Here is a 23189-nt window from a genome sequence, read left to right as displayed (position 1 = left end):
GGCGTCGGCCCTTACGCAGATGCTCAGGGGGTGGGCTTTCATTCGGCCAGCGGGTACCAGGCGACGAAGCCTTGGCTACCGACATACCCGCAGAGTGCTAACTCGTTGGAGCCAACCAGGTCGCACCCCAGTACGGTTGAGTTCACTTGCGCTACCACCAGGCCGCCGGGGAAATCATCGGCAACCGTGCCATCGGCATGGCGGGAGGCGATGTAGTAGCGAGCGTCACGATTCTGCTCGGTCGTTTGCCCCAGTCCATAGATGCGCTGCTGTGCGCTTTGGTCTGTGCGGGACATGACATACCTCAAGTCGGCTTCGCGGTTTGCCGGCGCTATCACCACTGGCTTGAGCAGCAGACTACCGTTGGTTTTGAGGCGAGCCAGGCATCCACGATTGTTGCCGTCGGTGTCGGTTACCCCGACTACGTTCAGCGACTGCCCATCTTCACCTGGCGCAAGCGCTAGCAGTTTGGTCGCGATGTTCACCATGCCACCTTCACCAAAGCTTTCGTCCAGTTCACCCTGCGGCGTGTAGGCCGCTACCGTGCCACCTTGCCGCTGCTGACCAGTGAGGTAAAGGCGCTTGCCCAGCACAATGGCGTTGCTAGCTTCGAAGTTTGACGGTTCGAGCACGCCGTCTTTGGCGAACGAGGTGTCCAGTGTGCCTGCCGATGTCAGTTTCAGTACGAGACCTGTTTCGGCCGGGGAGAGTAGATAGCCACCATCGGCTAGGGTTGCGGCACCAGCACCCGTCATGCCGAGAGAGGCAATGCGCTGACGGCAAGATGCAGCCTTATAGTTCGCCGGTGACGCCGTGTAGCGTGAATCATTGAAAATGAACAGTCCCTGGTCGGCAAAGCTGTCGTCCAGGCTTCCAGAAGCCAAGCAGCGGGCAGCCGCTGGATAGATGCCCTGCTCAGCGAAAAGTACGCCGCTTATAAAGATCTTCGCGTGCTCTTGGGCGTTGGATGGCTCTAGATGCACAGACAGTGCGTAGAAAATCGCCTGCTCGTCGAAGGCATGCTCGATCAAGCCCCTTTCATTGAAAGAAGTATCGAGCTCACCATCGGGCAGCAGGCGAGCCAGAGTGAATTTGCCATCTTCCTGCGCAGAGTTGCCCACCACCAGCAGCTTGCCTTCAGCTGCAGGGCACAGGGCGCCCAACCATTCGGTGAAGTTGTACTGTATTAACCGGGGGGCGGGGGGCGTAGTCTGGGGATTGTTGTACATGCTGGCCTCTCTCCAAGCGGTGGGTCAGCCACTACGCTATGAAAAAAGGCCAGCATGCGAAACTGACAGAAATACTAGTCAGGAGGGTTGGCCTGGGCGATACCTTTCAAGGCGTCGAGGGCCTGCGCTCGAAGTTTTTCGCCGCCGCCGCCGCCAGGTCCGGTGGTAGGAAGTCCTTGTCCGGGTTGTAGTCCGGTTTCAGGTACTGCCTGAGGTCCTGCAGATCCTGCGGGCTCAGCGTGCCGGCTGCCTGTTTCAGGCTCAGGTTATCCAGAATGTAGTCATAGCGGCTGTTGTTGTAGTCACGCACCGATGTGTACAGCTGGCGCTGTGCGTCGAGGACGTCGACGATGTTGCGTGTGCCAACCTGGTAGCCGATCTCGGTGGCCTCCAGCGCGCTCTGGTTGGAGATGATCGACTGCTTGCGGGCCTGCACCTGTTCCACGTCGGTATTCACCGCGCGATGCAGGTTGCGGGTGTTCTCGACTACCTGGCGGCGCAGACTTTCGCGCTGCTGCTCGCTCTGGGTCAGGCGGGCGTAGGCCTCACGGACCTGCGAGCTGGTCAAGCCACCGCTATAGATCGGGATGTTCAGCTGCAGGCCGACGCTGGTCTGCTCCACATCGCCGCTGTAGCGCTGGCCGAACGGTGATGGGTTGTTGAAGCCCAGGTTATCGTTGTCGCCTTTCTGGTATTTGGCCACGGCATCGAGGGTCGGCGCATGGCCGGCCTTGCGCTGGCGCAGGGTTTGCTCGGCGGCGGCCACGGCGTAGTTGGTGGCCAGCAGATTGAGGTTCTGGCGGCCAGCGGTTTCCACCCAGGCTTTGGCGTCGTTAGGGGTCGGCACCCTGACCGGTAGCGTGTGCACCACGCCCTGGATCGAGCTGTATTCGCGGTTGGTCAGCGTGACCAACGCCTCGAAGGCATCCTGTACCTGGCGCTCGGCGATGATCCGGTTGGCGCGGGCGGTGTCGTAGCTGGCCTGGGACTGCAACACGTCGGTCTTGTCGGAAAGGCCGACATCGAAGCGTTCGTTGGATTGGTCCAGCTGGCGCTTGAGGGCTGCTTCCTCGGCCTTGGTCGCAGCAAGATTGTCCTGGGCACGCAATACGGAGAAGTAGTTTTGTGCCGTTTGCAGAATCAGGTTCTGTTCGGTGGCCGACAATTGCAGCGCCGCCTGTTCATCGACCGCTTCAGCAGCCTGAAGCTGGAACCAGCGATCGGCGCGGAAGATCGGTTGCGCCAGGGTAGCGCTCCACGTGTTGCCGCTGCGGTTGGCCGTAGCCGAAGGCTGGTCGATTTTGGTGCGGGTGTTGAGCATCTCGGCGCCGGCCGAAAGGTTGGGCAGCAGGCCAGCCCTGGCCTGCGGTACGACTTCTTTCTGCGCGCCGTAATCGGCACGTGCGGCAGCAAGATCGGCGTTGTTGTCGACAGCTTCCTGGTAAACACTCACCAGGTCGGTCTTTACCGTCGTGGGCATGTCAGCTGCCCAGACCCCTGTATTGGACGCACAAGACACGGCTATTGCCAGTGAAAGTTTGCGCAGCATAGAGGCAATCCTTGTACGAAAAATTTAATTACTGAACTGTTGAGTATCGAACGATGGGCCAGTGTAGTGCCATGCGCATCTGCCAACAATCACAGGCTCTGCCTTTCATCCCCCTGGCCATTTACCCGCTTGGCTTTACCGGCCACACCAGTCTAGACTGCGCAGGTTCTTGTCGGGGTGCCTTGAAGCAAAGGCTGAGATCGCAGAGGTGCGGATCCCGTTGAACCTGATCAGGTTAGCGCCTGCGTAGGGAACAAGATTGCTCGCCTTCCCGGGGAGCCTCTTGTGCCAGGTCCGGGAATGTCGCAGCTGCATGCAGCTTCAGGCACCCCCATATCTGGCACTGCACTAATCAAGAGTGCGTCCATGCCGTTCAGGTTCACCCCGACATTCCACTGCTAGGAAGCCGTCTGGAGAGCCTGTGATGAGCCAACAAGAAAAAACGATCAACCTCAGCGAGTCGGCGCAAGTCGATCAGCAATCCGTGCAACCCTTCCCACGTTCGCGCAAGGTTTATGTCGAAGGCTCGCGCCCGGACATCCGCGTACCCATGCGTGAAATCAGCCTGGACGACACACCGACCGACTTCGGCGGCGAAACCAATGCCCCCGTGCTGGTCTATGACACCTCCGGCCCCTATACCGATCCCAACATCATCATCGACGTGCGCAAGGGCCTGGCCGACGTGCGTTCAGCCTGGATCGAGGCCCGTGGCGACACCGAGCGACTGGATGGCCTGAGCTCCGAATTCGGGCAGCAGCGGCTGAACGATGCGCAATTGGCCAAGCTGCGCTTCGCCCATGTGCGCAACCCGCGCCGGGCCAAGACCGGCGCCAATGTTTCACAGATGCACTACGCTCGCCAGGGCATTATCACCGCCGAGATGGAGTACGTGGCCATCCGCGAGAACATGAAGCTGCAAGAGGCGCGCGCCGCCGGTCTGCTCAACGAGCAGCACGCAGGCCACAGCTTCGGGGCCAACATTCCCAAAGAGATCACCCCGGAGTTCGTCCGCCAGGAAGTCGCCCGCGGCCGTGCGATTATCCCGGCCAACATCAACCACCCGGAGCTGGAGCCGATGATCATTGGCCGCAACTTCCTGGTGAAGATCAATGGCAACATCGGCAACAGCGCCCTGGGTTCCTCGATCGAAGAAGAAGTGGCCAAGCTGACCTGGGGCATTCGCTGGGGCTCGGACACCGTCATGGACTTGTCCACCGGCAAGCACATTCACGAAACCCGTGAGTGGATCATCCGCAATTCGCCGGTACCGATCGGCACCGTGCCAATCTACCAAGCACTGGAAAAGGTCAACGGCGTGGCCGAGGACCTGACCTGGGAGCTGTTCCGCGACACGTTGATCGAACAGGCCGAGCAGGGGGTCGATTACTTCACCATCCACGCCGGGGTGCTGCTGCGCTATGTGCCTCTGACCGCCAAGCGCGTCACCGGCATCGTCAGCCGCGGCGGCTCGATCATGGCCAAGTGGTGCCTGGCCCATCACAAGGAAAACTTCCTGTACACGCACTTCGATGAGATCTGCGAAATCATGAAGGCCTACGACGTCAGCTTCTCCCTTGGCGACGGCCTGCGCCCGGGTTCGATCGCTGACGCCAACGATGCGGCCCAGTTCGGTGAGCTGGAAACCCTGGGCGAGCTGACCAAGATCGCCTGGAAACACGATGTGCAATGCATGATCGAAGGCCCTGGCCATGTGCCAATGCAACTGATCAAGGAAAACATGGACAAGCAGCTCGAATGCTGCGACGAGGCGCCGTTCTACACCCTTGGCCCACTGACCACCGACATCGCACCCGGTTATGACCACATCACCTCGGGTATTGGTGCGGCCATGATCGGCTGGTTTGGCTGTGCCATGCTCTGCTATGTCACCCCCAAAGAGCACCTGGGCCTGCCGAACAAGGATGATGTGAAAACCGGCATCATCACTTACAAGATCGCCGCCCACGCCGCGGATCTCGCCAAAGGCCACCCTGGTGCGCAGATCCGCGACAACGCTTTGTCCAAGGCGCGTTTCGAGTTCCGCTGGGAAGACCAGTTCAACCTCGGCCTGGACCCAGACACCGCGCGAGCTTTCCACGACGAAACCCTGCCAAAGGAATCGGCCAAGGTCGCCCACTTCTGCTCGATGTGCGGGCCTAAGTTCTGTTCGATGAAAATCACCCAGGAAGTGCGTGAATACGCCGCCAAGATCGAAACCGTCGATGTGACGGTCGAGCAAGGCATGCGTGAGCAGGCCGAGCGGTTCCGCCAGGAAGGCAGCCAGCTTTATCACAAGGTGTAACTGGCTTTATAGCTGCCTCGAACCGGCCGGCTCTTCGTGGGTGACCCCGCGAACAGGCCTGCCGGCTCAGCAAATACCTCAACACTTTCGGCGATCACAACAATGACCACCCCAAGCCAATTTTCCCCCGACCACCCGGTCCCCACCCACCAACGCATCTTCGGTGCCCGTGACCTTTTCTCGCTATGGTTCTCCCTGGGCATCGGCCTGATGGTGCTACAGGTCGGCGCCATGCTGGCGCCTGGGCTGGGCCTTGCCGGCGCGGTGCTGGCCATTGCCTTGGGCACCGGTGTCGGTGTGCTGCTGCTGGGGGCTGCCGGTGTCATCGGCAGCGACACCGGCCTGTCGGCCATGGGTACCCTGAAACTGAGCCTGGGCCGCCACGGCGCACGCCTTCCGGCTCTGCTCAACCTGCTGCAATTGGTGGGTTGGGGAGCCTTCGAGATCATCGTCATGCGCGATGCCGCAAGCCTGCTGGGCGCGCGGGCATTCGGTGAAGACAGTGCCTGGAACAGCCCGATGCTCTGGACCCTGTGCTTCGGCGCCTTGGCCACCTTGTTGGCGGTCAGCGGGCCCTTGGCGTTCGTGCGCAAGGTGTTGCGCGCCTGGGGGATCTGGCTGTTGCTGGGGGCGTGCCTGTGGCTGACCTGGAACCTGTTCGCCAAGGCCGACCTTGGGCAATTGTGGAACCGCGCCGGGGACGGTTCGATGTCCCTGGCCGTGGGCTTCGACATCGCCATCGCCATGCCGCTTTCGTGGTTGCCGCTGATTGCTGACTACTCGCGCTTCGCGCGCAATGGCAAGCATGTGTTCGGTGGCACCGTGGTTGGCTATTTCATCGGCAACACCTGGCTGATGAGCCTGGGCGTGGCCTACACCCTGGCATTTGCCGCCAGTGGTGAGGTCAATGCGCTGCTGCTTGCCCTGGCAGGCGCGGGCATGGGTATACCGCTGCTGCTGATTTTGCTGGACGAGTCGGAAAAAGCCTTCGCCGACATTCACTCGGCGGCTGTTTCAACTGGTGTGTTGCTGCCGCTCAAGGTAGAGCACCTGGCGTTGGCTATCGGCGTGCTGTGCACCTTGATCGCCCTGCTGGCGCCATTGGCCCAGTACGAGAACTTCCTGCTGTTGATCGGCTCGGTGTTCGCACCGTTGTTCGGCGTCGTGCTGATGGACCACTACGTGATCCGTCGGCGGCGCCTGCCCGCCCAGGTCGAGGGGTTGCACTGGCAGGCGCTGGTGGCTTGGGTTGTGGGCGTGGTGGCCTATCACCTGATCGCCGCCAAGGCGCCAGAGCTGGGCGCTACCCTGCCAGCACTGTTGCTGGCAGGTAGCTTGCACGGGCTGCTGAGCTTCAGCCGCGGCCGGGAAATAGCTCGGGCTTGAGGATGCCGTTCAGGCGCGGATAGGGGATTTTCAGTTCGACGTGGCCCATGGAATAGGGCGCAATGGCATACACCTCGTACTTCACCACGACTGCGCCGTAGGTCAAGGCGATGTGTGGCGAGCGCTTGAATGGCCAGGTCTTGACGAACTCGGCATCCTTGTCCATGCCAACGCTGATCAGCCAGGCGCGGTGGGACTCCTCGACGGTCTTCCAGAAGGCTTGCTCCTGGCCTGGCACCAGCATGTCCTGCAGGGTCAGGACCTTATCCAGCTTGCGCGAGTAGTTGATGAAACCGCGCCCCGGCATACCGTGGGCGCCGCCACTGTCCAGGTAGCTGGACAGCTCGATGATCACCAGCCCGTCATGCTGCTCGCGTACCTTGGCTTGCAAGTAGCTGCTGTTGCGTTTGTCGGCACTGGCCAGGTATTGCTGCTCGTAGGCCTGCAGGGAGCTTGGCGCGGTGCCATGCTGATTGTCTTCGGTCAGTTGCAGCAGGCGTTTTTCGACAATGGCGTCGAGCTTGGGCTGGGCCGGGAAATGAACGGTGTCGATGTTCACCAGCGGGCAGTCGCTGGCGCTGCAGCCGGGCTTGACGTGCTCCCAGGCATCACGCTTGACCTCCAGCGGGGTCCGGTAGTTGGGCGCGAACAGGCTCTGGCAGGCGCCCAGAGCGAGTGCCAGCACGGCCACGGAAGTCAGTTTGACGAGTGTCATGATGATCCTTGCAGAACAGGGAAAAGTCGGACTATGACCGTCTGCGCGGCCTTCGGTTCGCCACTAAGCTAACAGAGTGAAGACGTACTGTCCCGAGTGTGCGAACGGTTGCCGGAAAGGGGTGAAACGCGCAAGCGTGCAGAGTAGGATGGCGCGATGCGGTATTCGAGGTAGATGGGGGTTGCAATGACAGATACGTTGAATTCGGTGCCCAAGGCGGTCGAGATCGTCAACCGGGCAAACTGTTTCAAGGGCTTTTACAAACTCGACAAAGTGCAGCTGCGCCACGAACTGTTCGCTGGCGGCATGGGCCGCGAGATCAGCCGTGAACTGTTCGTGCGCCACGACGCAGTGTGCGTACTGCCCTACGACCCGCTGCGCGACGAGGTGGTGTTGATCGAGCAGTTTCGCGTGGGCGCTCTGGAAAAAATCGATAACCCTTGGCTGATCGAAATGGTCGCCGGGCTGATCGACAAGGACGAGCAACCGGAAGAAGTCGCCCATCGCGAAGCCGAAGAAGAGGCGGGGCTGAGTTTCAGCGCCTTGTGGCCCATGACTCGCTACTTCCCCTCTCCTGGTGGTAGCGATGAGTACGTTCACCTGTTTCTGGGGCGTTGCAGCAGCGAAAGCGCCGGGGGCCTGCATGGGCTCGAAGAAGAGGGCGAGGACATTCGCGTGCGGGTCTGGTCGTTCGAAGATGCGCTACAGGCAGTGCGTGACGGGCGCATCTGCAACGCGGCGACCATCATCGGCCTGCAGTGGCTGGCGCTGAACAAAGATGAAGTTCGAGGTATGTGGAAGTGAACCTTTTGCGTGAGCGTTATCGGGTCGATCTGGCCGGGCTGCAGGCAGCCTGCGAGGCCAACTACGCCCGGCTCATGCGCCTGCTGCCCGATATGCGTACAACGCAGAGTTCCCGGCGCATTGGCATGACCCAGGGTGACCAGATGCTGGGTGTGCTAGTGCTCGATGTGCTGTTGGCTTGCCCATACACCACCACCGTGCGCGTGCGCCAGGAGCACAGCCTGCCATGGCTGCCGGTGCCGCAGCTGGAGGTGCAGGTGTATCACGATGCGCGCATGGCCGAGGTGATCAGCGCCGAGCATACCCGGCGCCTGCGCAGCATTTACCCGTACCCCAACAAGGCCATGCACCAGCCGGACGAAAAGGCGCAGCTCAATCTGTTTCTGGGTGAATGGCTCAGCCACTGCCTGGCCTGCGGCCATGAACTGGCAAGTGTGCGCTGAAATGTGATCCGCTTCGCCAGCGAGTGTTTGCTCGCCGCCAGCGCGGGCTCATAATCGGTGCAGTACCTGTTGGAGGAGACGGCCGTTGCCGCACCCAGACCCCTGCCCAGCACCCGTGCACGTGGTGCAACTGACCGACGCCCATTTGTTCGCCAGCCCGGCGGGCACCATGCTCGGTCTCAATACCCGTGAGAGCCTGCGCCATGTGGTTGCACAGGTCCGCAGGGAACAGCCGTGCGTCGACCTGTTGCTCTGTACGGGCGACCTGTCCCAGGACGGCAGTGTGGCGTCGTATGAAGCCTTTCGCCAATTGACCGGGGAAATCGCCGCGCCTACCCGGTGGCTTGCGGGAAACCACGACGAAGCCAGGCTCATGGCCGAAGTGGCGCCAGAGCTCGTGCAATCGGTCACCGATGTTGGCCGTTGGCGGGTAGTGATGCTGAACTCGGCGGTGCCAGGGGCCACCCACGGTTTGCTTGCCCAGGACCAGCTGTCGATCCTCGATGACGCGCTGGCCACGGCCGGCGAGCGCTATTGCCTGGTGTGCTGCCACCATCAGCCGGTAGATGTGGGTTGCGCCTGGATAGCCCCGATTGGGTTGCGCAATGCCGATCAACTGTTGCAGCGCCTGCGCAGCCACCCACAGGTAAAGGCCTTGCTCTGGGGGCATATCCATCAGCCGTGGGATGAACGGCGTGACGGCTTGCGCTTGCTGGCTACGCCGTCGACCTGCATCCAGTTTGCGGCGGGCAGTGAGGCTTTCAAGGTCAGCGAAGAGCAACCGGGGTATCGCTGGCTGCGCCTGCATGCCGATGGGCGCTTGGAAACCGGCGTGCAACGGGCCACTGACTTTACCGTGCAGCTGGATTTCGACAGCCCAGGCTATTGATACAGTGGGGGCGAGCAATCGCGCCGGCTGCCGGATGAAAGTGTTGCGAAATAGGCCATCCAGCGCCAAAACCCGGCGAACACGCTACACTGCGCGTCCCTGCGCCCGTATCAATGGGCGCGAAGCCGCAGATTTCGGGGGCAGCATGTCGGGTTCCATCCTCTATATCCATGGCTTCAACAGTTCGGCACAGTCCACCAAGGCGCGCCAGCTGGCGGCTGCCATGCAGCAGATGGGCCTGTCGCAGCAGCTGCGCATCCCGGACCTGCACCACCACCCGCGCCAGGCCATGATCCAGCTCGAAGCTGCCATCGCCGAACTCGGGGCGCCCCTGCTGGTAGGCAGTTCGCTCGGCGGCTACTATGCCACGCACCTGGCCGAGCGCCATGGGCTCAAGGCGCTGCTGGTCAATCCGGCGGTCACTCCCCACACCCGGTTTGACGGTTACCTGGGTACCCAGCGCAACCATTACACGGGCCAGGCCTGGGAGCTGACCCTGGACCATGTGCAGGCGTTGGCCGAGCTCGAAGTACCGGCTCCGACCGAGCCAGGCCGCTATCAGGTGTGGTTGCAGACCGCCGACGAAACCCTGGACTACCGCCATGCCCAGCAGTACTACCGGGCGTGCGCCCTGCGCATTCAGGCCGGTGGCGACCACAGTTACCAAGGCTTCGCTGAGCAGTTGCCCGGGCTGCTGGCGTTCGCTGGCATTGCCCGGCAGCAGTATGCGGCGCTCGATTTTTCTGTATTTTGATCTTTTTGCATTCACCAGACTGACGACGAGAACCCATGGCCAATCCCAGCGCTAGCGCTTATAACGCAGACGCCATCGAAGTCCTCTCCGGCCTCGACCCGGTGCGTAAACGCCCGGGTATGTATACCGATACCAGCCGGCCCAACCACCTGGCCCAGGAAGTCATCGACAACAGTGTCGACGAAGCCCTGGCCGGTCACGCCCGTTCGGTGCAGGTCATCCTGCACGCTGATCATTCCTTGGAGGTCAGCGACGACGGCCGTGGCATGCCGGTGGATATCCACCCTGAGGAGGGTGTGTCAGGGGTCGAACTGATCCTCACCAAGCTGCATGCTGGTGGCAAGTTCTCCAACAAGAACTACCAGTTCTCCGGCGGCCTGCATGGCGTGGGTATTTCGGTGGTCAATGCCCTTTCGACCCAAGTGCGCGTGCGTGTAAAACGCGACGGCAACGAATACCAGATGACCTTTGCCGACGGCTTTAAGGCCAGTGAGCTGGAAGTGGTCGGCACGGTCGGCAAGCGCAACACCGGTACCAGTGTGTATTTCAGCCCCGACCCGAAGTACTTCGATTCCGCGAAGTTCTCCATCAGCCGGCTCAAGCATGTACTCAAGGCCAAGGCCGTACTGTGCCCAGGCCTGCTGGTCAGCTTCGAAGACAAAGCCAGCGGTGAAAAGGTCGAGTGGCATTACGAAGACGGCCTGCGCTCTTACCTGGTCGATTCTGTCAGCGAGTTCCAGCGCCTGCCTGACGAGCCATTCTGCGGCAGCCTGGCAGGTAACAAGGAGGCCGTGGACTGGGCGCTGCTGTGGCTGCCCGAGGGCGGTGACAGCGTTCAGGAAAGCTATGTCAACCTGATTCCCACCGCCCAGGGCGGTACCCACGTCAACGGTCTGCGCCAAGGCTTGCTCGATGCCATGCGCGAATTCTGCGAGTTCCGCAACTTGCTGCCTCGCGGGGTGAAGCTGGCGCCTGAAGACGTCTGGGAGCGCATCACCTTTGTGCTCTCGATGAAGATGCAGGAGCCCCAGTTCTCTGGCCAGACCAAGGAGCGTCTGTCATCCCGCGAGGCTGCGGCGTTCGTCTCCGGTGTGGTCAAGGACGCGTTCAGCCTGTGGCTCAACGCCCACCCTGAGCTTGGCATGCAGCTGGCGGAACTTGCCATCAGCAACGCCGGCCGGCGCTTGAAGGCCAGCAAGAAGGTCGAGCGCAAGCGCATCACCCAAGGCCCCGCGTTGCCTGGCAAGCTGGCCGATTGCGCAGGGCAGGACCCAATGCGTGCCGAGCTGTTCCTGGTGGAGGGTGATTCGGCCGGTGGTTCGGCCAAGCAGGCGCGTGACAAGGAGTTCCAGGCCATCCTGCCGCTGCGCGGCAAGATCCTCAACACCTGGGAGGTGGACGGCGGCGAGGTGCTGGCCAGCCAGGAGGTGCATAACATCGCCGTGGCGATCGGTGTAGACCCTGGAGCGGCCGATCTGTCGCAGCTGCGTTACGGCAAGATCTGCATCCTCGCCGACGCCGACTCCGACGGCTTGCACATCGCCACCTTGCTATGCGCCCTGTTTGTCCAGCACTTCCGCCCGTTGATCGAGGCCGGCCACATCTACGTGGCCATGCCGCCGCTGTATCGCATCGACTTGGGCAAGGAAATTTACTACGCCCTGGATGAAGCCGAGCGTGACGGTATCCTCGACCGCCTGGTGGCCGAGAAGAAGCGCGGCAAACCGCAGGTTACCCGCTTCAAGGGCCTCGGTGAGATGAACCCGCCGCAGCTGCGTGAAACGACCATGGACCCGAACACCCGGCGCCTGGTCCAGCTGACCTTGGACGATGTACAGAGCACCACCGAAATCATGGATATGCTGCTGGCCAAGAAGCGCGCAGGCGACCGCAAGAGCTGGCTGGAAACCAAAGGCAATCTGGCTGAGGTACAGGTTTGATCCGTCTGCTGGTCGCGGCCTGTCTAACGCTGGTGGCCTTGCCGAGCCTGGCTGCCAACTGGCCTGAACTCAAGTTGGCCTCCGAGCACCCTATCGAGGGCATGCGCGGCGGCAACTTGTCTGGCCTGGCTGCATGCCGTGGTGGGCTTTGGGGTGTTTCCGATCGTGATGACGATCGCATCTACCGCTTTGACCAGCAGAACGCCGTCTGGCGCGCCCAGCCGCTGACATTCACGCCACCGCCGGTGCCCGAAAGCGGCCTGCCGTGGGGGTTGAAGTCGCGAAACTGGGCGGCGTCCTACATCCGGGGTGGCGAACTGGATTATGAAGGCATCACCTGTGACCAGGCGGGCAACCTCTATCTGGTCAGCGAAGCCCACGCCGCGGTGCTGCAACTGCCGACCGAGGGTGAGCCGAGCTGGTTGAGGATCGACCCGGCAATGGTGCGCCAGGCCCGTGCCAGTGGCATGCTGCTCAATTTCAATGCGTTGTTCGAGGGTTTGGCCATCAGTCCGGCAGGTGACCGTCTGTGGCTTGCAGCCGAGCGTGAACGCCGGGGGCTGGTGGCCATCGAGCGCCAGCAGTCGGTTTGGACCTGCGGGCGCAGTTGTGTGCTGCTCAGCGAAGCCGGCGTCGAAATGCAGCCAGCGCAGATGCCCAACCCCCGTGCGCTGTCGCGTGACTTTGCCGACCTTGCCTGGTTCGAAGGCAAGCTGTTCACCCTCGAGCGAAACGCCTACCGGGTATGCCGTCGTGATGCCAATGATGGCAAGGTCGAGCGTTGCTGGTCGTTCGCAGCCGAGGCCTTGGTGCCGCAGCGCCTCTATGATCAGCCGTTCGGCCTGGCTGAAGCGTTGGTGATCGATGCCAAAGGCGCGTGGATCGGCCTGGACAACAACAACGGTGACCGTGCCGATGGCGAAAACCGGCCGATCGTCTGGCGCTTCCACGCACCACCAGGTGGCTGGAGCGTTACGCCATGAGTCAGCCAGCGGGCAAGCGTGCCGGCAAGATACTGTTGATCCTCGCCTGGGCGGCGGGCCTGTTCCTGGCCACGCGCTTTTTCGGGCAGTGGGAAGACCACCAGCGCAACCCGAACGCGCAGGTGCAATCCGAGCACGGTGACGGTTTCATCGAAGTACGCCTGGTTGGCAACGGCCAGGGGCATTTCGTGGCCGATGGTGCGATCAACGGCCAAAGCGTGCATTTCATGCTCGATACCGGCGCCACCGATGTGGCGATTCCAGAGTCATTGGCCCAGAGCCTTGACCTGCAGCGTGGCAGCTCGGTGGTGCTGAGCACCGCCAACGGCCGTACCGAAGGCTATCGAACGCGCCTGAGCAGCCTGCAGTTGGGGGATATCCGGCTGCACGATGTGCGCGCTCTGGTAGTGCCTGGCCTGGACGGGGAGACCGTGCTGTTGGGCATGAGCGCCCTCAAACAACTTGAATTTACCCAGCGCGGCGGCACCATGCTGCTGCGCCAGAACCTGAAATGACGAGGCCCGCATGAGCGACCCATTGGAACTCAGCCTGGATGGCGTCGAACGCCGCTCGCTGGCTGACTACACCGAACAGGCCTACCTCAACTATTCCATGTACGTGATCATGGACCGGGCCTTGCCGCATATCGGCGATGGCCTCAAGCCGGTGCAGCGGCGCATCGTCTACGCCATGAGCGAGTTGGGGCTCGATGCCGACGCCAAGCACAAGAAATCCGCCCGAACCGTCGGCGACGTGCTTGGCAAGTTCCACCCTCACGGCGACTCGGCCTGCTACGAAGCCATGGTGCTGATGGCACAGCCATTCAGTTACCGGTACACCCTGGTCGATGGCCAGGGCAACTGGGGTGCGCCGGATGACCCTAAATCCTTCGCGGCCATGCGCTACACCGAGGCGCGTCTGTCGCGCTATTCGCAAGTGCTGCTCAGTGAAGTGGGGCAGGGTACCGTCGACTGGGCGCCAAACTTCGACGGCACCCTGCAGGAGCCTGCTGTTCTGCCTGCGCGCCTGCCCAACATCCTGCTCAATGGCACCACCGGTATCGCGGTGGGCATGGCCACCGACGTGCCGCCGCACAACTTGCGGGAAGTGGCCAGCGCCTGTGTGCGCCTGCTCGATGAGCCCAAGGCCACCATCGAGCAGCTGTGCGAGCACATCCAAGGCCCTGACTACCCGACCGAGGCTGAAATCGTCACCCCCCGCGCGGAAATCCAGAAGATTTACGAAAGCGGCCGTGGCTCCATTCGCATGCGAGCCGTTTACCGGGTCGAGGACGGTGATATCGTCGTGACGGCGCTGCCGCACCAGGTTTCCGGGGCCAAAGTGCTGGAGCAGATCGCTGCGCAGATGCAGGCCAAGAAGCTGCCGATGGTGGCCGACCTGCGTGACGAGTCGGACCATGAGAACCCCTGCCGTATCGTCATCATTCCGCGCTCCAATCGCGTCGATGCCAACGAATTGATGCAGCACCTGTTCGCCACCACTGACCTGGAAAACAGCTATCGGGTCAACGTCAACATCATAGGCCTCGACGGCCGCCCGCAGCTTAAGAACCTGCGTGCGCTGCTGCTGGAGTGGCTGGAGTTCCGTACCAACACCGTGCGCCGCCGCCTCCAGCACCGGCTGGACAAAGTGCAGAAGCGGCTGCACCTGTTGGAAGGCTTGCTCACTGCGTTCTTGAACCTGGATGAAGTGATCCACATCATCCGTACCGAGGAGCATCCAAAACAGGCTCTGATCGAGCGCTTCCAGCTAACGGAAATCCAGGCCGACTACATACTCGAGACGCGTCTGCGGCAATTGGCGCGCCTGGAAGAGATGAAAATCCGTGGCGAACAGGATGAACTGCTCAAAGAACAGGCCAAGCTGCAAGCCCTGCTGGGCAGCGATGCCAAGCTGCGCAAGCTGGTGCGTAGCGAGCTGATCAAGGACGCCGAGACCTACGGTGATGACCGCCGCTCGCCGATCGTCGAGCGTGCCGAAGCCAAGGCGCTTTCGGAAAACGAACTGATGCCGACTGAGCCTGTGACCGTAGTGCTGTCGGAAAAGGGCTGGGTGCGTTGTGCCAAAGGCCATGATATCGACGCTACCGGGTTGTCCTACAAAGCTGGCGACGGTTTCAAGGCTGCCGCCGCCGGGCGCTCCAATCAGTTCGCGGTGTTGATCGACTCTACGGGGCGTAGTTATTCGCTGCCGGCCCATAGCCTGCCATCGGCACGTGGCCAGGGCGAGCCGCTGACCGGCCGCCTGACGCCACCGCCAGGGGCGACCTTCGAATGTGTGCTGTTGCCGGAGGATGACGCCTTGTACGTGGTGGCATCCGACGCCGGTTACGGCTTCGTGGTCAAGGGTGAGGACTTGCAGGCCAAGAACAAGGCTGGCAAAGGGCTGCTTAGTCTGCCCAACGGCGCCAAGGTCATGAGCCCGCGCCCGGTGGCCGATCGAGAGCAGGACTGGCTTGCGGCGGTGACCACCGAGGGGCGTCTTCTGGTGTTCAAGGTTTCCGACCTGCCACAACTGGGCAAAGGTAAGGGCAACAAGATCATTGGTGTGCCGGGCGATCGAGTTGCCAGCCGTGAAGAGTTCGTCACCGATCTGGCAGTGCTTGCCGAGGGTGCGACCCTTGTATTGCAAGCCGGCAAGCGTACGCTTTCGCTCAAGCCGGACGACCTTGAGCACTACAAAGGTGAGCGTGGTCGGCGCGGTAGCAAATTGCCACGTGGCTTCCAGCGGGTCGACAGCCTTCAGGTGGAGATGCCGGGATAGCGCTTGGCAATGTCTGGAACGGCATTTTCAGCGCCGTTGCGGGCAGAAACGCTGGAGTCGAACGGATATTTCGCGGATGATAGTGCCCCTGTGGGGCCGGCGTCGCCGTGTGCCCTGACGAATCTCTATCAGTATCACTGCGGTTTGCCTGGTGGCGACCGCCTGGATGGGTTGAATGAAATTCCTGCGCCTTCCATTTGCGCTGTTGATGACGGGTTTACTGGGGCTGGCCGGGTGCAGCGTGCACCAGCCAGTCGCCCTGTACCAACTCGACAGCGGTGATCCTGGCCAGCCCACGCAAAGTGCGGGCATGGCCGTTGTGCTCGGCCCCGTGTCGGTGGCCGATTACCTTCAGCGCGAAACCTTCTTGCAGCGTCAGGCCGATGGCAGCCTGAGTTCGGCAACCGATGGTCGTTGGGCCGGTAGCCTCTCGTCGGACATCGACCAGTTACTGGTGCGGCAGCTGGCCTGGCGCCTGGACAGCCAACGCGTGGTGCTGGCCCCGGCCAGCAGCGGCTTCAGCCCGGACGTGCAAGTACTGCTGTCGATCACCCGCCTGGATTCGGGCAAAAACCAGCCTGCCGTGCTCGATGCACAATGGCGTCTGCTGGACCGCCGAGGCCGGGTGCGTGACAACCGCATCGTCCACTTGGAGCAGCCCCACGAGGGCAGTGAGTCGTCCCAGGTCCAGGCCCAAGGGCAATTACTGCAAAAGCTTGCCGAGCAGCTCAGCACAGCGGTGAAGCCGCTGGCCAATCAGCCAGCGATTGCGGAAGAAGCGCCCAAGAAGCCCGCCGCGCCGGTACAGGTCAGGAAAGAACCAGAAAAGTCGAAGATCCCTATGGCTTCGCCGATCCGTACGGATATGGAAGTCTATCGGTTCTGACCGAACACCCGCATCAATGCCCGCCATCTAGCGTGGTGCTGTTCATTTGGAAGGCCGGGGCCGCTTGCGGCCCTTCGCACCATGCATCCCTCACAGGCCTGCACAAGGTAAGAGACCAGCCCAACCTGAGGGCGCGGCTCTAGCCGCGAACACTGGCACCAACCGGTGCCATCAGGACGTTGCCATGTTCGCGGTTGAATCCGCCTGAGGGGCGCACAAGATGCCAGTCACCCTGTGGGCGAGCTCAACCGCAGTAATGCCGCCGGGCAGTCAGGCCCGGCGCTCGTGCATTCGGGCCAGCTGACGTTCCAGCATCGATGGGTAGGGTTCCATCAGCCGTTCTACGCAGCATGCGCCTTCAGGGCTGGCTATGGGGCGAATGCGGGCGCGCTTGCGAATCAGCTCGTCGTCACTGATCTGGCGCTCCACCAGCAGCAGGTTGCGGCTGTGCTGAGACAGCGCCAGGGCATCCTGAGCCTTTTCGGCCATCAGCAGGTCGACCTGCTCCAGCCCTTGCAAGTCGTCGCCCAGGGCCAGGCCCAGTTGCAGTTGCAAGGTGATGCCGCTGTCAGCCACTTCGATTTGCAGAGCATGCCCCAGCGCGCGCAACAGCTCGCCACAACAGATGGCATTGGTCAGGTAATCCTCGCCGCAGTCGCGGCTGTGGAAAAGCACCAGCGTGCTGCCATCGTTCAATGTGTGGATTTCGCCTTCATACAATGAAGCTGCCTGCTCAAGGCAACCGCGATAGCGTTCCAGCAGCTCGGTCAGGCGGGAGCGCGGCAGCCTGCGCAGTTGCTCCTGCGAGCCCAGTTGCACGGCCAGCACGGCGGTATTCTGGGGCTCGTCGGACTCCACTACCGCCGTGTTGGCTGCAGGTTGCTTGTCGTCATCGAGTAGCCCGGCGAATGCCTCGTCGTCGTCCTCATCTGCCTGGACCACAGCCTTGGCGCGTTGCGCGGGTTTCAGCGGGGCGTCTTCATCCAGCTCGAAGGCATCTTCGTCTTCTTCCTCAGGCTCTGGCTCCGGTGGCGGAGGCGGGGCCAGACGGGCATGCAACTGGCGGGCGATGTCGCCAATCTCGTCCTGACGGTCGATGGCCGGCGTGTACGGATGCGGGTCACGCAGCCAGACTCTCAGTTGCAGCAACGGCAGGGTGATGTGCCGGCCTTGGCGCAGGCTCAGGCTCAATGCCAGGGCCAGCAGGATGGCCGCAAGGATACCCATGCTCTGCAGGCTGATCAGCATCGGCTGCTGGAACTGGCTCATATCCAGGCTGATACGCAGCTGCCCGGCGGTCACGTCCTGGAAGGTGATCTTCGTCTGGTAAAGGCCTTCGGCCTCGCCCAGCAAGCTATTACGTGGGCGCTGGCCTGCCTCAGCGAGGATGCGGTTGTCCACGCTGTAGATGGCCGCGTGGGCCACCAGCGGGTTCTTCACCAGGTTGCCCAGCAGCACGTTGAGGCTGAGGATGTCGTTGGACACCAACAGTTCGGTCGCCGAAGTGGCCGTCTGGATGGTCAGGCTCTGGCCCAGGGCGTCCGCCTGTTCGTGCATGGCCTGCTTGAACTGCAGGCCCATCACGCAGGCATAGATCACCAGTGCCAGTGCCACCAGGAATATGTTCGTGGTGGCGATGCGCAGTGCTAGGGGCACGCGACGTTGGCGCAGGGCTCGGAAGATCATGATGAAGAAATTGTCGGTTTTGACTGGCGTGGGCCGGTTCACAGAGCTCGGCTCTTAATGGCATGAAAGTGTCGGCAGTATAGCGAGCAGTGTTTTGTCGGCAAAGTAGAGTTGGCGCCCGATGGTCATGGAAAATCGGTAGAATGCGCATTTTTCATCGAAGTCGGAGCCAGGTTGTGCGCGAAATCGTTCTGATCAACATCACCGGTGAGGACCGTCCGGGTCTTACCGCCGCCCTTACCGGCGTCCTTCTCCAGGGCGGTGTGAACATCCTCGACATCGGCCTGGCGGTCATGCATGGCACCCTGTCCTTCGGTATTCTGGTCGATATTCCGGACAACGAAGTGGCCACGGCGCTGCTGCAAAGCGTGCAGTCCAAGGCCCACGAGCTGAACCTTCAGGCGCGCTATACGCCGATTTCCGAGGCCGACTATCAGCACTGGGCCGATGCACAGGGCGAAGCGCGACATATCGTGACTCTACTCAGCCGCAAGATCACCCCCGAGCAGTTGAACCGCGTCAGTGCCGTCATCAGTCAGTACGGCCTGACCATCGAGCGCATCGAGCGCCTGTCGGCACGGGTGGCTTTGGATGCACCGAGTGAAAAGGGCAAAGCGGCCGTTGAAATTTCCGTACGTGGCGTCCCGAGCGATGCTCAAGCACTGCGCAGCGACTTTTTCACTTTGGCCCAGACGCTGCAGGTCGACATCGCGTTCCAGCAAGACGACCTGTTCCGTCGCAACCGTCGCCTGGCTGTGTTCGACATGGACTCCACGCTGATCGAGGCTGAAGTCATCGACGAGCTGGCCAAGGCGGCTGGTGTAGGCGAGCAGGTTGCGGCGATCACCGAGCGCGCGATGCGCGGCGAGCTGGATTTTCGCGCCAGCTTCAAGGAGCGCATGGCGCTGCTCAAGGGCCTGGATGTGGGTGTGCTGGACCAGATCGGCGCTTCGCTGCGCCTGACCGAAGGTGCCGAAAACCTGTTCGCCGAGCTCAAGCGCCTGGGCTATAAAACGGCGATTCTCTCTGGTGGCTTCTCGTACTTCGCCAAGCAGGTGCAGGCGCGCCTGGGTATCGATTACGTCTTCGCCAACGAGCTGGAAGTAGTCGACGGCAAGGTCACTGGGGTTGCGGTGGAGCCGATAGTCGATGCCCAGCGCAAGGCTGAGCTGTTGCAGCAACTGGCCAACGAAGAAGGCCTGCAACTCGAACAGACCATCGCCGTGGGCGATGGCGCCAACGACCTGCCAATGCTGGCATTGGCCGGGCTTGGCGTTGCCTTCCGCGCCAAACCGCTTGTGCGCCAGTCGGCCAAGCAGGCGATCTCCACCTTGGGGCTCGATGGCGTGCTTTACTTGCTGGGCCTGCGCGACCGCGACGCCCGCGGCTGATACACGCCAAAACAAAAGGCCCTGCATTTGCAGGGCCTTTTTCTTTCAGGTCAGGCTTGGGCTTGGGCGGGCGTTGCCAGCAGCTCACCCATGCGTACTGCCGATGCCGCACCTAGTGTCTGTGCCCATTCCACCTGCTCTGGCCCGAACAGCACGATCGCGGTCGAGCCCAGCTTGAAGCGACCCAATTCGGCGCCCTTCTCCAGGTGAATAGGCGCACGGGCGCCTTCATCGTAGCGGAAGGTCTTCAGTTCACGCTTGGGTGGCGTGACCAGCCCGGCCCAAACGGTTTCGATCGAAGCCACGATCATGGCGCCGACCAGCACAACAGCCATCGGCCCGCGCTCGGTGTCGAACAGGCACACCACGCGCTCGTTGCGGGCGAACAGTTCAGGCACGTTTTCGGCCGTGGTCTGGTTGACCGAGAACAGCCGGCCTGGCACATACACCATCTCGCGCAGGGTGCCGGCCAGTGGCATGTGCACGCGGTGATAATCCTTGGGCGACAGGTAGATGGTCGCAAACTGGCCGCCCATGAATGGCGCGGCCAGGGCTGGGTCGCCGCCCAACAGTTCCAGGGCACTGTAGCTGTGGCCCTTGGCCTGGAAGATACGGCCGTGCTCGATCGGGCCTAACTGGCTCACGGCGCCGTCGGCTGGGCACAGAACTGCGCCCGGCGTTTCATCCAGCGGGCGAGCGCCTGGCTTCAGGGCGCGGGTAAAGAAGGCATTGAAGTGCTCGTAGGCGGTCAGGTCTTCGACCAGCGCTTCGCTCATGTTCACTTGGTAACGCTTGGCGAACCAGGCGGTGAAGGCGTTTTTGAACCAGCGCACGCGGCACTCGGCGATGCAGCCAGCCAGGCGCGACAGCAGATGGTGCGGTAACAGGTACTGGCTGAGAATGAACAGGCGGGATTTCATTACGTTGAATGTCCTTAAACTTCGACAGGCGTGTCCGGGTGGTTGCCCCATTCGCTCCACGAGCCGGCATAAGCCTTGATGCGTGGATAACCGAGGGCCTTGGCCACCAGGTAAGTGAAACCGGAGCGGCGGTGGGTCTGGCAGTGGGTGATCACTTCCTTGTCAGGGGTGATGCCCAGTTGCTCGAGCACTTGAGCGATATCTTTGCGAATGCGCAGGTGATCGTTGAGGTCCATGCCGGCAGTCCACTCGAAATTGATGGCGCCGGGAATATGCCCAGCCTTGGCGGCCAGGACTTTTTCGCCGCAGAATTCCTGCGGGCCACGGGCATCCCAGATAACCAGGTCATCAGCGCCCAGGCGGCTTTGCAGGTACTCGCGGGTGGCAGTAGGTTCGGCGTGCAATTGCAGGTGTACGGGCGTACTGGCGGGAGCTGGCAGGTCAGTGGACAGCTTGTCTGCTGGCCACGCCTGGATGCCGCCATTGAGGTAGTGGTAGCGATGATGGCCGATCACATCTAGCAGCCAGATGAAGCGGCCGGCCCAGCCACCGCCCTCGTCGTCGTACACCACGTAAACTGCGTCATCGCGGTGGCCCAGCTCGCTGAACAGCCTTTCCAGGTCGGCCAGCGTCGGCAGCAGGCCGGGGGCCGGGGGCTGGCCGAGTTGGGTGCGCTTGCCTTCGACGAAACGGGCGCCGGGGATGTGGCCGCTGACATAGCGGTTGGCACTGCTCAGGTCGACCAGGATCAACTGCGGTGAGTCCAGGCGCGGTAGCAGGTCAGCGGCCTCGATCACCAAAGGCAAGCCGGAAAAGTCAGTCATCCACGTTCTCCAGTGTGGAAAGAGCAGCGATTGTAGCGCAAGGCTCAGGCTCCGCGGTTGCCGAAGACTGCCAGCGCACGCTCGATACATTGCGAAGTCTTACCGAAGGCTTGCGTGCTGACATCGGCCAGCGGCTTGCCGCCTTGGTCGGCAACGACCAGCATCAAGACCTGGTCACCCACCGCAAGGGAACGCAGCAGCATGTGCTCGCTGGGGAACAGCGCCCGCAACGGCGCTGGCAGTAATGCCGAAAATTGGCCGTGGTTGGCGGGTGTCAGGCGCAGCTGGCCGGCCTTGGCCATGAGCTTGTGCAGCAGCTTGTGCTGCGCGAGCGGCAAGCTGATGGCCCCGGCCTCTTTAGGCAGGCCGGCAGTCTGTTGCACGCGCAGGGTTTCGCGGGCACCGTCCAGCGATAGCAGCATGACCCGCTGCATGCCGCAGGCGAGCATGGCTTCGCGCGCGTGGGTGGCCAGGTGAACGGCATTGGTGAATGGGCTTGGTTGTGCCAACAGTTGCTGGCACAGCTTGCGCCAACGGCCAAGGTCCTCGCTGGACGGGGGCGGTGGCGTCAGCATGTCTGGGTGCGGGCGGCGCTGGTCCCATGGCCAGATCAAGGCTTCTGCAGGGTGGAACACTGCGTGACTGGCGTGACGCCGGGCGCTGGCGGCAGCTTGTTGGTGCACTTGCTGTTGCACATCTTCCAGCGATGTTTGCAAGTAAAGCGCAGTCAGCAGTTGCCAGCGCAACAAATGAGGGTTGTCCCAGCCAACCTGGGCTGCCAGCGCCAGGTTGTTGGCCAGCAGCACGGTGTTGGCCGGTTCGTTGAACCAGCGGCGCAAGCCAGCGGCTTCATCCAGGCGGTGCTGCTGGGTGAGCAGGTCTTGCTCGCGGGCAATATTCAGCACCAGGGCCAACTGGTCGCGCTCTTCGAGCAGCAGGCGATAACCCTGGGTGACCCACTTCGGCAGGCGCCAGTGCTCAGCCACGGCCTGGCACAGGGCGAAGATGCGTACACCGAACAGTTCCTGTTCCACCTCGGCGGCCGCCTCGCCTTTGTGGATGACCCGCAGTTCCCAGGCATCGAGCAGCTTGGGGTAGGCCAAGGCTAGAGGCCACAGCGGTGCCAGGAACAGCAGGCTGCCCCAGTGGATTTCCTGCCACAGGCGCGCCAGGCGGCTGGCGAACAGGCCGCTGGCCTGTTGCGCTGCGTGTTGGCTGATCAGCAGGAACTGGCGCAGCACCGGGGGTATGTCGTGCTCCGGCAAGGCCGGCAGACGCATCAGTAGCTCCTTGCTGCGTACCAGGCCCAGGCGGTTGAGGGCAATTTCCAGGCTTTCAGCAGGTTCGGCCTGGCTGGCGTTGCCGGGGTGGTTGGCCTCGCGCATCACCGACAGCACCAGCGCCGGGCTGTCCTGCATCAGTTCGGCGATGTCGCGCAACGAGCGACGGCTGTCATTGATGGCGCTCATGACTCGGTCGTAGCTGGGCTTGGGCACCGGTACACGCACGCCGTCGAGCAGCTTGATCCAGGCTTCTACCGTACGCGGATTCTGAGAGGGCACCTTGGATTCCATTGGCATTTTGACATCAGTCCGAACTGGCTTTTCGCTTTGAGTGGCTATAGTCTGGCGCAGTTCTGCCGATAAGTAGAAGAAGAGTTTTAAAGCTCCCGCCCCTCACCCTGACCACGACAGCAAGTGC

19 protein-coding genes and 1 riboswitch are annotated in these 23189 nt (G+C 62.1%); of the genes, 12 read left to right on the top strand and 7 right to left on the bottom strand.

Features of this window, described 5'->3' with window-relative positions; genetic code table 11:
• Positions 1-38 precede the first annotated feature (38 nt).
• Positions 39-1229, bottom strand: a complete 1191-nt coding sequence (locus HU725_RS20635) for a delta-60 repeat domain-containing protein (protein ID WP_186476363.1) — start codon at positions 1227-1229, stop codon at positions 39-41.
• 106 nt (positions 1230-1335) lie between these two features.
• Positions 1336-2778 carry a TolC family outer membrane protein gene (locus tag HU725_RS20630; protein ID WP_060479260.1) on the bottom strand — a complete coding sequence of 481 codons (1443 nt, stop codon included), beginning with the start codon at positions 2776-2778 and terminating at the stop codon, positions 1336-1338.
• 163 nt (positions 2779-2941) lie between these two features.
• Positions 2942-3048: riboswitch (TPP riboswitch) on the top strand.
• A gap of 154 nt (positions 3049-3202) precedes the next feature.
• Between HU725_RS20630 and thiC the strand changes: the two genes are divergently transcribed.
• Complete coding sequence (gene thiC, locus HU725_RS20625; RefSeq protein ID WP_186476364.1) at positions 3203-5083, top strand: phosphomethylpyrimidine synthase ThiC; 1881 nt, start codon at positions 3203-3205, stop codon at positions 5081-5083.
• A 102-nt stretch (positions 5084-5185) separates the two neighbouring features.
• Positions 5186-6469 (top strand): putative hydroxymethylpyrimidine transporter CytX, encoded by a 1284-nt coding sequence (gene cytX, locus HU725_RS20620; protein WP_186476365.1) that lies wholly within the window; start codon positions 5186-5188, stop codon positions 6467-6469.
• Here the strand turns inward: cytX and HU725_RS20615 are convergent.
• Complete coding sequence (locus tag HU725_RS20615; protein ID WP_060479257.1) at positions 6438-7184, bottom strand: RsiV family protein; 747 nt, start codon at positions 7182-7184, stop codon at positions 6438-6440. The two genes, cytX and HU725_RS20615, sit on opposite strands and share 32 nt — an antisense overlap.
• A gap of 186 nt (positions 7185-7370) precedes the next feature.
• On the opposite strand from HU725_RS20615, the gene HU725_RS20610 reads away from it, so the two are divergent.
• The 9 genes from HU725_RS20610 to HU725_RS20570 all read left to right on the top strand — a co-directional run bounded on the left by HU725_RS20610 (position 7371) and on the right by HU725_RS20570 (position 16667).
• Positions 7371-7988: an NUDIX domain-containing protein gene (locus tag HU725_RS20610; RefSeq protein ID WP_060479256.1), complete on the top strand. Its 618-nt coding sequence runs from the start codon at positions 7371-7373 to the stop codon at positions 7986-7988.
• The gene (locus HU725_RS20605; RefSeq protein ID WP_060479255.1) at positions 7979-8431 is read left to right on the top strand and encodes a DUF1249 domain-containing protein; all 453 of its coding nucleotides are present in this window, start codon (positions 7979-7981) and stop codon (positions 8429-8431) included. The genes HU725_RS20610 and HU725_RS20605 overlap by 10 nt, the downstream gene beginning before the upstream one ends.
• Before the next feature lie 85 nt (positions 8432-8516).
• A complete protein-coding gene (gene cpdA / locus HU725_RS20600) occupies positions 8517-9320 on the top strand; it encodes a 3',5'-cyclic-AMP phosphodiesterase (protein ID WP_186476366.1) in 804 nt (267 codons plus the stop codon).
• A 145-nt stretch (positions 9321-9465) separates the two neighbouring features.
• Positions 9466-10074, top strand: a complete 609-nt coding sequence (locus HU725_RS20595; protein WP_186476367.1) for a YqiA/YcfP family alpha/beta fold hydrolase — start codon at positions 9466-9468, stop codon at positions 10072-10074.
• A gap of 35 nt (positions 10075-10109) precedes the next feature.
• Complete coding sequence (gene parE / locus HU725_RS20590; protein ID WP_060479253.1) at positions 10110-12014, top strand: DNA topoisomerase IV subunit B; 1905 nt, start codon at positions 10110-10112, stop codon at positions 12012-12014.
• Positions 12011-12997, top strand: coding sequence for an esterase-like activity of phytase family protein (locus HU725_RS20585; protein ID WP_186476368.1), 987 nt, complete (start codon positions 12011-12013; stop codon positions 12995-12997). Before parE ends, HU725_RS20585 begins: the two co-directional genes overlap by 4 nt.
• Positions 12994-13512, top strand: a complete 519-nt coding sequence (locus tag HU725_RS20580; protein WP_186476369.1) for a retropepsin-like aspartic protease family protein — start codon at positions 12994-12996, stop codon at positions 13510-13512. The genes HU725_RS20585 and HU725_RS20580 overlap by 4 nt, the downstream gene beginning before the upstream one ends.
• Positions 13513-13522: 10 nt before the next feature.
• On the top strand, positions 13523-15781 hold the full coding sequence (gene parC, locus HU725_RS20575; protein WP_186476370.1) for a DNA topoisomerase IV subunit A: 2259 nt from the start codon (positions 13523-13525) through the stop codon (positions 15779-15781).
• 175 nt (positions 15782-15956) lie between these two features.
• Entirely contained in the window at positions 15957-16667 is a 711-nt protein-coding gene (locus HU725_RS20570; protein ID WP_060479249.1) for a PqiC family protein, read from the top strand.
• A 270-nt stretch (positions 16668-16937) separates the two neighbouring features.
• Here the strand turns inward: HU725_RS20570 and HU725_RS20565 are convergent, their stop codons facing one another.
• Positions 16938-18395, bottom strand: coding sequence for a histidine kinase (locus tag HU725_RS20565; protein WP_186476371.1), 1458 nt, complete (start codon positions 18393-18395; stop codon positions 16938-16940).
• A 134-nt stretch (positions 18396-18529) separates the two neighbouring features.
• Between HU725_RS20565 and serB the strand changes: the two genes are divergently transcribed.
• A complete protein-coding gene (serB, locus tag HU725_RS20560) occupies positions 18530-19744 on the top strand; it encodes a phosphoserine phosphatase SerB (RefSeq protein ID WP_060479281.1) in 1215 nt (404 codons plus the stop codon).
• Positions 19745-19794: 50 nt separating this feature from the next.
• Here the strand turns inward: serB and asd are convergent, their stop codons facing one another.
• The 3 genes from asd to HU725_RS20545 are packed head-to-tail and all read right to left on the bottom strand — an operon-like array spanning position 19795 to position 23068.
• Positions 19795-20664 (bottom strand): archaetidylserine decarboxylase, encoded by an 870-nt coding sequence (gene asd / locus HU725_RS20555; RefSeq protein ID WP_186476372.1) that lies wholly within the window; start codon positions 20662-20664, stop codon positions 19795-19797.
• 14 nt (positions 20665-20678) lie between these two features.
• A complete protein-coding gene (locus HU725_RS20550) occupies positions 20679-21488 on the bottom strand; it encodes a rhodanese-like domain-containing protein (RefSeq protein ID WP_186476373.1) in 810 nt (269 codons plus the stop codon).
• A 44-nt stretch (positions 21489-21532) separates the two neighbouring features.
• Positions 21533-23068 (bottom strand): HDOD domain-containing protein, encoded by a 1536-nt coding sequence (locus HU725_RS20545; RefSeq protein ID WP_186476374.1) that lies wholly within the window; start codon positions 23066-23068, stop codon positions 21533-21535.
• Positions 23069-23189: the final 121 nt, after the last annotated feature.

The organism is Pseudomonas promysalinigenes (assembly GCF_014269025.2).
GTDB lineage: Bacteria > Pseudomonadota > Gammaproteobacteria > Pseudomonadales > Pseudomonadaceae > Aquipseudomonas > Aquipseudomonas promysalinigenes.
Note: the sequence above shows the minus strand (reverse complement) of the source record. Positions and strands in the feature narration are given on the sequence as shown.